The organism is Pseudomonas sp. IB20, from assembly GCF_009707325.1.
Lineage (GTDB): Bacteria > Pseudomonadota > Gammaproteobacteria > Pseudomonadales > Pseudomonadaceae > Aquipseudomonas.
Genome location: NZ_CP046103.1, coordinates 1,634,916 through 1,647,232, shown reverse-complemented (window position 1 = coordinate 1,647,232; position 12,317 = coordinate 1,634,916). Strand labels below are relative to the sequence as shown.

At 60.4% G+C, this 12,317-nt stretch carries 11 protein-coding genes; 5 read left to right on the top strand and 6 right to left on the bottom strand.

Translation table 11 applies throughout. The features are described from left to right. Positions 1-52: 52 nt before the first annotated feature. Positions 53-1,555 carry a nucleobase:cation symporter-2 family protein gene (locus GJU48_RS07660; RefSeq protein ID WP_094952934.1) on the bottom strand — a complete coding sequence of 501 codons (1,503 nt, stop codon included), beginning with the start codon at positions 1,553-1,555 and terminating at the stop codon, positions 53-55. A gap of 158 nt (positions 1,556-1,713) precedes the next feature. On the opposite strand from GJU48_RS07660, the gene GJU48_RS07655 reads away from it, so the two are divergent. Then, positions 1,714-2,547, top strand: a complete 834-nt coding sequence (locus GJU48_RS07655; RefSeq protein WP_094952919.1) for a nucleoside-binding protein — start codon at positions 1,714-1,716, stop codon at positions 2,545-2,547. Between the two features lie 133 nt (positions 2,548-2,680). On the opposite strand, the gene punC is transcribed toward GJU48_RS07655, so the two are convergent. Beyond that, positions 2,681-3,865, bottom strand: a complete 1,185-nt coding sequence (punC, locus tag GJU48_RS07650) for a purine nucleoside transporter PunC (RefSeq protein WP_094952857.1) — start codon at positions 3,863-3,865, stop codon at positions 2,681-2,683. A gap of 122 nt (positions 3,866-3,987) precedes the next feature. On the opposite strand from punC, the gene punR reads away from it, so the two are divergent. After that, positions 3,988-4,902, top strand: coding sequence for a DNA-binding transcriptional activator PunR (punR, locus tag GJU48_RS07645; RefSeq protein WP_094952858.1), 915 nt, complete (start codon positions 3,988-3,990; stop codon positions 4,900-4,902). A 127-nt stretch (positions 4,903-5,029) separates the two neighbouring features. On the opposite strand, the gene GJU48_RS07640 is transcribed toward punR, so the two are convergent. Beyond that, complete coding sequence (locus tag GJU48_RS07640; RefSeq protein ID WP_094952859.1) at positions 5,030-6,199, bottom strand: aspartate aminotransferase family protein; 1,170 nt, start codon at positions 6,197-6,199, stop codon at positions 5,030-5,032. A gap of 103 nt (positions 6,200-6,302) precedes the next feature. Here GJU48_RS07640 and GJU48_RS07635 point away from each other — a divergent pair, with 103 nt between their 5' ends. Then, positions 6,303-7,208, top strand: a complete 906-nt coding sequence (locus GJU48_RS07635) for a LysR family transcriptional regulator (RefSeq protein WP_094952860.1) — start codon at positions 6,303-6,305, stop codon at positions 7,206-7,208. Here the strand turns inward: GJU48_RS07635 and GJU48_RS07630 are convergent. Beyond that, entirely contained in the window at positions 7,205-7,828 is a 624-nt protein-coding gene (locus tag GJU48_RS07630; RefSeq protein ID WP_094952861.1) for an HAD family hydrolase, read from the bottom strand. The genes GJU48_RS07635 and GJU48_RS07630 overlap by 4 nt on opposite strands. Positions 7,829-8,061: 233 nt before the next feature. Further along, on the bottom strand, positions 8,062-9,255 hold the full coding sequence (gene fabV, locus GJU48_RS07625) for an enoyl-ACP reductase FabV (RefSeq protein ID WP_094952862.1): 1,194 nt from the start codon (positions 9,253-9,255) through the stop codon (positions 8,062-8,064). 257 nt (positions 9,256-9,512) lie between these two features. Between fabV and GJU48_RS07620 the strand changes: the two genes are divergently transcribed. Both GJU48_RS07620 and ppnN read left to right on the top strand, forming a co-directional pair. Then, the gene (locus GJU48_RS07620) at positions 9,513-10,337 is read left to right on the top strand and encodes an aspartyl/asparaginyl beta-hydroxylase domain-containing protein (protein ID WP_094952863.1); all 825 of its coding nucleotides are present in this window, start codon (positions 9,513-9,515) and stop codon (positions 10,335-10,337) included. Between the two features lie 149 nt (positions 10,338-10,486). Continuing rightward, positions 10,487-11,860: a nucleotide 5'-monophosphate nucleosidase PpnN gene (ppnN, locus tag GJU48_RS07615; RefSeq protein ID WP_094952864.1), complete on the top strand. Its 1,374-nt coding sequence runs from the start codon at positions 10,487-10,489 to the stop codon at positions 11,858-11,860. Here ppnN and GJU48_RS07610 read toward each other — a convergent pair whose 3' ends face one another. Next, positions 11,861-12,256 carry a RidA family protein gene (locus GJU48_RS07610; protein ID WP_094952865.1) on the bottom strand — a complete coding sequence of 132 codons (396 nt, stop codon included), beginning with the start codon at positions 12,254-12,256 and terminating at the stop codon, positions 11,861-11,863. Between the last annotated feature and the right edge of the window lie 61 nt (positions 12,257-12,317).

Here is a 12,317-nt window from a genome sequence, read left to right as displayed (position 1 = left end):
ATCTAGCGCCCCGTTAACCAGTGATCCATCGCAGGCAAGCCAGCTCCCACAGTTAGACTTCGGTGGTTTCAGGCTTTACAGCCTTCCTAGGCGCATCCACCAGCACCGGAATCTCCTTCCCGTCAGCATCAAACAACTTACCGCCGCTGAAGTAATCCCCCTCGCGCAACGCCGCCACGTCGTGGAAGCACAAACTGCGCTCAGTCCCCGCCACGAACACCGACTGCTGGTCCGAGTTACCGGCGGTGAAGTGGTTGAAGCCCAGGTTCAGCAGGATCGCCATGATCGCCGACGAACTGATGCCCGAATGAAAAATGGTCGCAAACCAAGTGGGGAAGTGGTCGTAGAAATTCGGCGCGGCGATGGGGATCATGCCGAAACCGATGCTCGTTGCAACAATGATCAGGTTCATGTTGTTGCGGTAATCCACCTTCGACAGCGTGCGAATACCACTGGCCGCCACGGTGCCGAACAGCACAATCCCGGCGCCGCCGAGTACCGACGTTGGTACGGCCGCAATCACCCGACCCATAAAGGGCAACAGGCCGAGCACCACCAGGAACATCCCGCCGGTGGCCACCACAAAGCGACTCTTCACGCCGGTCACCGCCACCAAACCGACGTTCTGGGCGAACGCGCTTTGGGTGAATGAACCGAAAATCGGCGCGAACATGCTCGACAGCATGTCGGCGCGCAGGCCGTTACCCAGGCGTTTGGAGTCGACTTTGGTGTCGATAATCTCGCCCACTGCCAGGATGTCCGCCGAGGTTTCCACCAAGGTCACCATCACCACGATGCACATGGAAATGATCGCGGCCACATGGAAGGTCGGCATGCCGAAATGGAAAGGCGTGGGAAAGCCAAACATCGGCCCTTGGGCGACGCCGGAGAAATCCGCCATGCCGAGGAACACCGCGATCACGGTGCCAATCACCATCGCCAGCAGGATCGACAACCGCGAAATAGTGGCGCTGCCGATCTTGCTCAGCAGCAGCACCAGTACCAAGGTCAGCGCCGCCAGGCCGATGTTCGGCATGCTGCCGAAATCCGCTGCGCGGCTATTGCCGCCCATGGCCCAGCGCGCCGCCACGGGCATTAAGGTCAGGCCGATGGTGGTGATCACAATACCGGTGACCAGCGGCGGGAAAAACTTGGTAATCCGAGAGAACACCGGCGTGATCAACAGGCCGATCAACGACGCGGCCATCACCGCCCCAAGAATCGCCGGCACCCCGCCGGCGCCATCACTGCCGACAATCGCCACCATGGTTGCCACACCGGCAAACGACACGCCCTGCACCAACGGCAATTGGCAGCCAAAAAACGGCAGGCCCAGGGTTTGCAGCAGCGTGGCCAGGCCACCGGCAAACAGCGACGCGGCGATCAACAGGCCGATATCCGCCGGCGACAACCCGGCCGCCTGGCCGACGATCAACGGCACGGCAACGATGCCGCCGTACATGGTGAGCACATGCTGCAGGCCGTAAGCCATGTTGGCGGCGACGCCAAGATTCTCATCTTCTGGCCGCTGCGGTGACGCCTTCGGGATAGTCATGGTGAGGGGTTCTCTGTTTTTGTTGTGCGAGCACTGTATGCAATGTTTGGACTGGATGTCCATAGAGTTGTATACAATCAATCGAACAAGATACCCTCCATCGGCGTTACAAAAATAATCCGGCCGTCATGAGCCAGAACGCCAAAGGACCTAGAACAATGAAAAAGGCATTACAGGGCGCAACCGTTGCACTCACCCTCCTCGGCGGCGGGGAGGCTGTCGCAGTGGAATGGATGAACAACAGCGTGGGATTTCGCTACGGCCAGCACTTCACCAACCCGAACAACCCCGACGACTTCAGCAAGCGCATCTACAGCTTTACCCACGCCAGCGGCTACCAATACGGCAGCAACTATCTGAACCTCGATGTGTTTCTGTCCGACAGCCGCGACCCGCGCAAGGGCACCGACCATGGCGGCAGTGAGGTTTACGCGGTGTACCGGCACCAGCTGTACGCGTCACGGGTATTCGATGTGCCGCTCGGCACCGGGCTGATCAAGGATTACGCCCTGACCCTGGGCTTTGACGCCAACCGCAACAACAACCTCGCCTCAGCCAAAAAGCGCGCACTGGTGATCGGCCCGACATTGAAGTTCAACACCGTCGGCGTGCTGGATTTGAGCCTGATGTACTACAAGGAAAGGAACCACACCGGCATCCCCGGCGCGCAAGAGTCGAACCACACGTTTGACGACACCTACATGCTCAACCTGACGTGGATGCGCCCGTTCGACATCGCCAACCACGCGGCGAAATTCCAGGGGTTTGTCAATTATGTCGGGGAAAAAGGCGAGGACTACCATGGCCGTGACACCGCGCCGGAAACGCTGATGCGCAGCGCGCTGATGGTGGCGGTGCGGCCGGGTAAAAGCGTGAGGCCGAACCTGTATCTGGGGGTGGGTTACGAGTATTGGCATAACAAATTCGGCGTGGACGGTGGCCGGGGTACCCGGACGTCAACGCCTACGCTGAATATGGAAGTGACCTTCTAAAAGTCGCCACTCAATCAGCTGAAGAACTGGGTCAACTGTGGGAGCTGGCTTGCCTGCGATGCAGGCACCTCGGTTTATCAGCCACGGCGCACTTCAGCGATGCGATCGCAGGCAAGCCAGCTCCCACATCAGATCAGGCGTTTGCGAGCTCCGGATTGTCCGTCTTCGGCCGCGCCAACCAGTAACCCAGCACCGCCAACGGCGCCGTCGCCAGCATCACGATCACGGTAATCAGCAGCGGCTGATCAATCATCGACGACACCAGCAGGCTGCTGAGAAAGCACAGCCCCAGTTGCAAGGTGTTTTGCAGTGCCGCCGCCTTGCCGGAATTTTCCGCAAAGGGCATCAGCGCATTCGCCACCACAATGGGGTAGCTCGCACCGTTAACCAGTGCCATCAGGCAGAACGGGATCAGCAAAGTGGTCAAGGTCGGCACCGTCAACGTGGCGACCAGGTACAACGCCACCATGCTGATGCAATAAGCCACCAGCAACCAAGGCAACAGGGTTTTGCCCTGGTAATGCTGCAAGGCGCTACGGCAGCTGTAGCCACCGACCAAAAAGGCCAAGGTCGGCAGCACATAGCTCAAGCCAATGTCATTCGGGCTGTAGCCCATATCGCCGAGGATGAAGGGCGAAGCCGTCAGCCAGGCGAAGAAACTGGCCGAACAGGCGGCGAAGATCATCACGTTGCCGGTGAACACGCGGGAGGTCAGCAACTGCCCATAACCGAGGCGCGAAGGCTCGCCCTCCTCTGCCCGACGTTTCGGCATCTTGCGCAGGAACAACGTCGGCAGCAGCAACAGCAGCGACACGCCCAGCAACACCGCGAAGATCGCCTGCCAGCCGAAGTGATTCAACACCATGGCGCCCAGCAACGGCGCCAGGGCCGGTGACAGCGACATCAGCGGCATGATGCTGGCGAACACGCGGTGCGCCTTGTCGGCCGGGTAGCGGTCGATCACCAGCGCCTGCCAACTCACCGCTGCGGAACACACACCAATCGCCTGGATAAAACGCAACGCCAACAATTGCGGCGCCGTTTCGACCCAGAACATGCCCGCGCACCCCAGCACAAACAGGCTCAGGCCCGTCAGCAGGATCGGCTTGCGCCCCAGGCGGTCGGACAACGGCCCCCACAACAGCTGCCCCACCGCAAACCCAGCGAGGAAAATACTCAAGCTGGCGCCCACGGCACCTGGGCTTATGTGTAATTGCTCGCCCATGGCGCCGAACGCCGGCAAGTACATGTCCATGGCGAGATAACCGAGCATGCTCAGCCCCGCCAGATACCAAGTGAAACCAAAAGAATTTTTCATTGAAGCCTTGCTGAACCTGCCATCAAACTATTTGCTGACTGGCGCCCATTATGAAGCTGACAGTTTGTGTGTGAAGCGATAATAATTGGATACTCTTATCAATTTTTTTGAAGGCAGCCGCCATGTGGTCCGAATACTCGCTGGATGTCGTCGATGCCGTGGCACGCCATGGCAGCTTCAGCGCCGCCGCTCAGGAGCTGCACCGCGTGCCTTCCGCCATCAGCTACACGGTGCGCCAGCTTGAGGAATGGCTGGCGGTGCCGCTGTTTGTGCGCCGCCATCGCGACGTGGAGCTAACCCCCGCCGGGCGCCTGTTTATCGACGAAGCCCGTGGCGTGATGAAAAAAATGCTCGGCACCCGGCGTTTGTGCCAGCAGGTGGCGAATGGCTGGAGCGGCCAATTGAAGGTGGCCGTGGACTCCATCGTCAAGCCCCAGCGTTGCCGGCAACTGGTGCTGGACTTCTACCGGCGCTTTCCCGAGGTGGAATTGCTGCTGGAATACGAGGTGTACAACGGCGTGTGGGACGCCCTCGCCGACGACCGTACCGATATCGTCATCGGCGCCACCAGTGCGGTGCCGGTGGCCAGCCACTTCACGTTTCGCGACATGGGCCTGCTGAACTGGCTGTGTGTGGTCAGCGCCCAGCATCCATTGGCGGCGATGGACGGCTTGCTCAGTGACGATCAACTGCGCCCGTTCGCGTCGCTGTGCATGACCGACACTTCACGCAACCTGCCCAAGCGCGACACCTGGACCCTGGATAACCAACGCCGGCTGGTGGTGCCCAACTGGTCCTCGGCGATTGATTGCTTGCGCGATGGCCTGTGCGTCGGCATGGCGCCGACGCATCAAGTGTTGCCGTGGATCGAACGCGGCGAGCTGGTGGCGCTGCAATTGAGCCGACCGTTCCCAGCCAGCCCGTCGTGCGTGGCGTGGGCGCAGAGCAAGCTGTCGCCGGCAATGAGTTGGTTGCTGGAGTACCTGGGCGACACCGAAACCATGAATCAAGAATGGCTGAATGGCCCAGATCTCTGAACGTCACGCCGTTCAAATGTGAGCTTGTGTGGGAGCTGGCTTGCCTGCGATGCAGGCGCCGCGGTCTTAATGTCAGACCGAGGTGATGCTATCGCAGGCAAGCCAGCGCCCACATTTTGATCGGGCTTCAATCCAATAAGCGGGTGATGGCCCTTACGATCATCTCCACTTCTTTTGCCTCCAGCGTCAGCGGCGGCAGCAATCGGATGATCTTGCCCCGCGTCACGTTAATCAGCAGCCCATGCTCGTGCGCCGCACGCTGTGCCAAGTCGCGATACGGGCGGGCCAGTTCGATACCAATCATCAAGCCCTGCCCGCGAATCGCCAGCACCTGCGGGTGTTCACTCAACTCCACCCGCAACCGCGCCAGCAGCCGTTCGCCCTGGTGCGCGGCGTTCTGCAGCAAGCCCTGCTCTTCAATAATATCCAGCACCGTGCAACCCACACGGCAGGCCAACGGGTTGCCGCCGAACGTGCTGCCGTGGCTGCCCGGCGTGAACAACTGGGCGACTGCGGCGCGAGCCAGGCAGGCGCCGATGGGCACGCCGTTGCCGAGGCCTTTGGCCAGGGTCATCACGTCCGGGGTGATGCCTTCATGCTGAAACGCAAACCAGGCGCCAGTGCGGCCGATGCCGGTCTGGATTTCATCCAGCATCATCAGCCAGCCGTGGCGCGTGCAGTGATCGCGCAGGGCTTTGAGGTAGCCGGGCGGCGCGGGTAACACGCCACTTTCGCCCTGGATCGGTTCCAGCAGCACGGCCGCAATGCGCGTACCGAATTGTTCAGTGATGACGTCCAGCGCCGCCAGGTCGCCAAACCCGACCTTGAGAAAATCCCCCGGCAAACGCTGGAAGCCCAGGCGCACCGAGGGGCCATCGCTGGCCGCCATGGTGCCGAGGGTGCGCCCGTGAAAAGCGTTTTCCATCACCACCACCAACGGTTCTTCAATACCTTTTTTCCAGCCATGCAGCCGTGCCAGTTTCAGCGCCGTCTCGTTGGCTTCGGCGCCGGAGTTGTTGAAGAAGGCGCGGTCCAGGCCCGACAACTGCGTAAGGCGCTGGGCCAGGCGCTGCTGCCAATCAATGCTGTAGAGGTTGGACGTGTGCAGCAGCAGGCCCGCCTGCTCACTGATCGCCGCCACCAGCCTTGGGTGGGAGTGCCCGACATTGGTCACCGCCACACCCGCTACCGCGTCGAGGTATTCACGGCCCTGCTGGTCCCAGAGGCGCGTGCCCAAGCCACGGGTGAAGCTCAGGGCCAAAGGTTGATACGTGGTCATCAGGCAGGCGGCGGTCATGGTGGCAGGCTCCAGTGCATCGTTGGGATGGGTGCAGTATCGTTAGCCACCTGAGCTGGATAAACTGCGCATTCCTGCAATGACTTTAAACCAGGGCTTGATAATGGATTTGTTCCAGGCAATGTCGGTGTACGTGCAAGTGGTGGAGACCGGCAGCATGACGGCTGCCGCGCAGGAATGCGGGATGTCGACCACCATGGTCGGCAATCACCTGCGCGCGCTGGAGCAACGCCTGGGCGTCAGCCTGCTCAAGCGCACCACGCGCAAGCAGAGCCTCACCGAGTTTGGAGAGCAGTACTACCAGCGTTGCCTGGAAGTGCTGGGGCTGGTGGCCGACTCCGAGTTACTGGCGGAGCAGATCCACAGCGGAACCCCCAAAGGCAGCCTGCGTATCACCGCACCGCCGGTGTTTGGCACCGAACGCCTCGCACCGGCCCTGAGCGAATTTTCCCAGCGCTACCCACTGATCGACCTGCACGTGATGCTGAGCAATGAGCGGATGAACTTGGTCGACAGCGGCTTCGACGTGGCGATCCGCCTCGGCGAACTGGAAACCTCCAGCCTGATCGCCAGGCCCATGCAGGCCTACACCCTGACCCTCTGCGCATCACCTGCGTATCTGGCGCGACGTGGCACGCCTTCGAAACCCGATGACCTGCGGCAGCACGACTGCCTGGCGTTCGCCTACCCTGCGACCGACAACTGGCGCGACACCGACAAGCTCTGGCGCATGACCGGGGAGGAAGGCGAGGTGGAGGTTCCGGTGGCCGGCTCATTGACCATCAACAGCTCGCAAGGCTTGCGCCAGGCAGCCGTCAACGGCATGGGCATCATCATGCTGGCCGATGCCCTGGTGCAACCGGACCTGGAGAGCGGCAAGCTGGTGACCTTGCTGACCACCTATCAACTGTCCAGCCGCCCCATGCACTTGCTCTACCGCCAAGACCGTTATCGCCTGCCCAAGCTGCGCGCCTTTGTGGATTTCGCCATGGAGAAGTGGGCGCGCTAGAAGCCCACACCCAACTCGCGCAGGCGCGCCGCTGTACGTTCGGCCGACACATGGTGAATCCCCTGCCAACCGAGGGCGACCGCCGCCTCGATATTGCCGGCGACATCATCGATAAACACCACTTCACTGGCCTGGATATCCGGCAGATGGGCACGCACCTGGCTTAGGCTCGCGTGATAGATCGCCGCATCCGGCTTGATCAGCTTCAGCTCGCCCGACACCACGATGTCGCGAAAACGCTGCAGGAACGGATAGTTGGCCAGCGCATAGGGGAAGGTTTCAGCGGACCAGTTGGTGAGCCCGAACAGCGGCATATCGGCCGCATGCAACGCTTCGAGGATCGCCACGCCTTCCGGCAATGAGCCGCGCAGCATCTCGTGCCAGCGATCGTAATAGGCCTGGATCAAGGGTTGATGTTGCGGGTATTGCTCAATCAGGTGGCGCGTGCCTTCGGCCAGGCGGCGGCCGGCGTCCTGCTCGGTGTTCCAGGCCTGGGTGCAAATGGTGTCGAGAAAGTGTTGCCGCTCAAGATCATCGGCAATCAGCTTGCGGTACAGGTGGTGCGGGTTCCAGTCGAACAGGACACCGCCGAAATCAAAAACTACTGCACGAATCGTCATCAGATCCTCCGTTAGCGTGGCTTGATAGCCGGTGGAGTCTGGCAGATTGTGAGGGCGGGTGGGAGGGTTCCCAAAAGGAAGGCGTGACGCAAACAAATGTGGGAGCTGGCTTGCCTGCGATAGCAACACTGCGGTGTGACTGACACACTGCGGTGTGACTGACACACCGTGGTGTTGCTATCGCAGGCAAGCCAGCTCCCACATAAACAGCTCTTACATTTTTAGAGCGTGTTTCAGGCGTGGATCAGACCATTGATCTTAACGGTCGGGTTCACATCCGCTTCGTAATCAACACCGTCGATTTCAAAACCGAACAACCGCAGGAACTCAGCCTTGTAACCGGCAAAATCGCTGATCTCGTTAACGTTGTCGTCAGTCACCTGGTTCCACAGCGCCGCCACGGCGTCCTGGACTTTCGGCTCCAGCTCAGCCAGGTCGGCACGCAGGCGGCCGTCGGCATCAAGCTTGGGCTCTTTGCCGTACAGGCTGTCCTTGAACAGGCCGTAGACCTGCTCGATGCAACCTTCGTGAGTGCCCTGCTCTTTCATCACTTTGAACAGCAGCGACAAATACAGCGGCATGATCGGGATGGCCGAGCTGGCCTGGGTGACGACGGCCTTGAGCACCGACACACGGGCGTCGCCCTTGAGTGCGGCGAGGTTGTCGCGCAGGGTCAGGACTTTTTTGTCCAGGTCTTTCTTGGCTTCGCCGATGGAGCCGTTCCAGTAGATGTCCTGGGTCAGCTTTTCACCGAGGTAGGTGAACGCGGTGGTCTTGGCGCCTTCGGCCAGTACGTCGGCGTCACGCAGGGCGTCGATCCACAGCTGCCAGTCTTCGCCGCCCATGACTTTCACGGTGCCGTCGATTTCTTCCTGGGTGGCAGGCTCAAGCGTGGTGTCGACCACAACGCCTTTGTCGGTGTTGATACCGCGCAGGGTCACAGCCTTGCCGATCGGCTTGAGGGTGGAGGTGTGCACCACGCCTTGCGGGTCGGTACGGCGTGGCGCGGCCAGGCTGTAAACGACCAGGTCGATCTTGCCCAGGTCTTTCTTGATGGTTTCGATGGTCAGGCGCTTGATCTCGTCGGAGAACGCGTCGCCGTTGATGCTCTTGGCGTACAGGCCTTTTTCAACCGCAAACTTCTCGAACGCCGCGCTGTTGTACCAGCCGGCGGAGCTCAGTTTGCCTTCTTCGCCTTCTTTCTCAAAAAACACACCCAGGGTGTCGGCGCCGCAGCCAAACGCTGCACTGATGCGCGCGGCCAGGCCGTAACCGGTGGAGGCGCCGAGGACCAGCACCTTCTTCGGGCCGCCTTCGATAACGCCATTCTTGGTTACGTAGTCGATCTGTTCCTTGACGTTCGCTTCACAGCCAACAGGGTGAGCGGTCACACAGATAAAGCCACGAACCCGCGGTTTGATGATCATAAAATTTCTGCCTCTTCCAAGGTGCCGAAGGCCAATGGTGGCCGTTCAACTTAATCGTACCGGTCTATGACGCCCGAAAAACCGAAGCGTCACGATAGTCGTAAATCTTCTGTTTACAAAATCCAATCGGCGCAGCGCTTTTTGGCGCATGCCTGCTACCGTTCACACACCTACCGAGCTTCCTGCGCAGAATTCTGAACCCGACCCTAAATATGAAGATTTGTTCATACTATGGCGTCCAGCTGGAGCTGAGTTTCATGAGCAAGTCTGCCTTACGCAAAAAAGCAGTGTCGGTCGCCTGGGTCATTGGCGTCCTGCTGATTATTTGCCTCTTTCCCCTGACCACCGCGGTATTCCTCGGCCTGGTGCTGGTGTGCGGTGTCTACGACTTCCTGCGTAACGGCCTCTATGACGCCAACACCATCAAGAAGTACTTCATCGGCAGTGGCCGCAACACCTGGATATTGGCACCGTTCAACACCCTGTTTGACCTGTTGAGCCTGCGCAACCGCCATGTCTACACCATGCGCGACCTGCCACCCGCCTGGCGTGAAGACCTGCAGCAGGTCATCGACGATGCCATGGCCAACAAAGATGAAATCATCAGTTACCTGGACGAGCGCATGGCCGAGAAGAAGCGCGGCATGTTGTTCTTCCAGTGGTACGGCCGCCCAATCGAAACCACCTTGGACATCCCGCAACTGCGCAAGAAACTGCCGTTTGTGAAGACCATCGGCGTCTCGGTGTTCAACGAAAACCGCTCGACCTCCTTCCACTTCGGCCCGCTGCGCATGATGTTCCGTGTGCTCTACAACATGGCGCCGGCGCCTCACCACGACGGTGTCTTTATCCAGGTGGGCAAGCACAAGCACTACTGGCACGACGACCCGCTGTTTATCTTCGATGACACGCTGATGCACGCGTCCTTCAACAAAAACGACGCAAAACGTTACTGCCTGTTCATTGATATTGTGCGGCCAACCTTGTTGCCCTCCGTGCTCAACGCCGTGATCGCGGGTTTTGCCGGGCTGGTGTTTACCCTGCGTCGGGTTTTCTACAAAAACTGGAAGCTGATTCAGTAAGTTCTGCGGCATGATGGTGCTGGACGGTGTTTGCGCCCTGCCTGAGAGGCGGCCAAACTACAGTCTCGTGCGACCGAATTCGGCGCTCACCATTTTCAAGCCATCGCCGCCCTGTGCGGGTGCGGTGGCTGCGCCTTCAAGGAATCAGAATGCCCCAACGTCAAGTCATCAATGCCTCCGTCAGCCCCAAGGGCAGCCTCGAAACCCTGTCCCAACGTGAAGTTCAGCAACTGAGTGAAGCCGGCACCGGCAGCATCTACACCCTGTTCCGCCAATGCGCCCTGGCCATCCTCAACACCGGCGCGCATATCGACAACGCCAAGACCATCCTCGACGCCTATCAAGACTTTGAAGTGCGTATCCACCAGCAGGACCGTGGCGTGCGCCTGGAACTGTTGAACGCGCCGGCCGACGCCTTCGTCGATGGCGAAATGATCGCCAGCACCCGCGAGATGCTGTTCAGCGCCCTGCGCGACATAGTCTACACCGAGAATGAGCTGGGCAGCCAGCGCATCGACCTGAGCGACTCCCAAGGCATCACCGACTACGTGTTCCACCTGCTGCGCAACGCCCGTACGTTGCGCCCGGGTGTCGAGCCGAAAATCGTGGTGTGCTGGGGCGGGCACTCGATCAACACCGAAGAATACAAATACACCAAGAAAGTCGGCCACGAACTGGGCCTGCGCAGCCTCGACGTGTGCACCGGTTGCGGCCCTGGCGTGATGAAAGGCCCGATGAAGGGTGCGACCATTTCCCACGCCAAACAGCGTATTACCGGCGGGCGCTACCTGGGCCTGACCGAGCCGGGCATCATCGCGGCCGAAGCGCCGAACCCGATCGTTAACGAACTGGTGATCTTGCCCGACATCGAAAAACGCCTGGAAGCCTTCGTGCGCGTCGGCCACGGCATCATCATCTTCCCGGGCGGTGCCGGCACGGCCGAAGAGTTCCTGTACCTGCTGGGCATCCTGATGCACCCGGACAACCGCGACGTGCCGTTCCCGGTCATCCTCACCGGGCCGAAACACGCCGCGCCGTACCTGCAACAACTGCACGCGTTCGTCGGTGCCACCCTCGGCGAGGCGGCGCAGGCGCACTACCAGATCATCATCGACGACCCGGCTGAAGTCGCGCGCCAGATGACCGTAGGGCTCAAGGCCGTAAAGCAGTTCCGCCGCGAGCGCAACGACGCGTTCCACTTCAACTGGCTGCTGAAGATCGACGAAGGCTTCCAACGCCCGTTCGACCCGACCCACGAAAACATGGCCAGCCTGCAACTGAGCCATGCGCTACCGCCCCATGAACTCGCCGCCAACCTGCGCCGTGCGTTCTCGGGGATCGTGGCGGGCAACGTCAAGGACAAGGGCATTCGCCTGATCGAGCAACACGGCCCGTACGAAATCCACGGCGACCCGGCGATCATGAAACCACTGGACGAGCTGCTGCAGGCGTTTGTCGCCCAGCACCGCATGAAGTTGCCGGGTGGCGCGGCGTATGTGCCGTGTTACCGAGTGGTGCAATAACTAGCGTTGCACCGCCACACATTTGATTTCCACCAGCAACCCGGGGTGTGCCAGTTCGGACACCCCGATGGTCGTCCAGGCGCAATGGCCACGTGGGAACAGGCGGTTTTTCACCTCGCGAAAAACCGCCATGTGCTGGCTCATGTTGACGTGATACGTGGTCATGTCGACCACGTCTTCAAAACCACAACCGCCCTCCTCCAATACCTGCAGCAGGTTCTGCCAGGCGGCGATGAATTGCGCCTCGGGATCTTCTATCACCGCCAGTTCCAGTGTGCGGCCGACCTGCCCTGCGCAGTACAAGGTGTTGCCAACTTTAACGGCGGGCACGTAGCCAGCACGCTCAACGATGGGTTGCATGGCAGCGGGGATGATGAGGCGGCGGCGGTCAGTCATAGCTTGTATCTCTTTGGGGCTGAGGCAGGCGTGCGAGAGCAGACAGTTCGAACTAGGGTTT

What these genes read in the sequence shown, in the direction of transcription:
- GJU48_RS07660 (WP_094952934.1), bottom strand. Translation starts at nt 1,555, where the DNA reads ATGACTATCCCGAAGGCGTCACCGCAGCGGCCAGAAGATGAGAATCTT.
- GJU48_RS07655 (WP_094952919.1), top strand. Translation starts at nt 1,714, where the DNA reads ATGAAAAAGGCATTACAGGGCGCAACCGTTGCACTCACCCTCCTCGGC.
- punC (WP_094952857.1), bottom strand. Translation starts at nt 3,865, where the DNA reads ATGAAAAATTCTTTTGGTTTCACTTGGTATCTGGCGGGGCTGAGCATG.
- punR (WP_094952858.1), top strand. Translation starts at nt 3,988, where the DNA reads ATGTGGTCCGAATACTCGCTGGATGTCGTCGATGCCGTGGCACGCCAT.
- GJU48_RS07640 (WP_094952859.1), bottom strand. Translation starts at nt 6,199, where the DNA reads ATGACCGCCGCCTGCCTGATGACCACGTATCAACCTTTGGCCCTGAGC.
- GJU48_RS07635 (WP_094952860.1), top strand. Translation starts at nt 6,303, where the DNA reads ATGGATTTGTTCCAGGCAATGTCGGTGTACGTGCAAGTGGTGGAGACC.
- GJU48_RS07630 (WP_094952861.1), bottom strand. Translation starts at nt 7,828, where the DNA reads ATGACGATTCGTGCAGTAGTTTTTGATTTCGGCGGTGTCCTGTTCGAC.
- fabV (WP_094952862.1), bottom strand. Translation starts at nt 9,255, where the DNA reads ATGATCATCAAACCGCGGGTTCGTGGCTTTATCTGTGTGACCGCTCAC.
- GJU48_RS07620 (WP_094952863.1), top strand. Translation starts at nt 9,513, where the DNA reads ATGAGCAAGTCTGCCTTACGCAAAAAAGCAGTGTCGGTCGCCTGGGTC.
- ppnN (WP_094952864.1), top strand. Translation starts at nt 10,487, where the DNA reads ATGCCCCAACGTCAAGTCATCAATGCCTCCGTCAGCCCCAAGGGCAGC.
- GJU48_RS07610 (WP_094952865.1), bottom strand. Translation starts at nt 12,256, where the DNA reads ATGACTGACCGCCGCCGCCTCATCATCCCCGCTGCCATGCAACCCATC.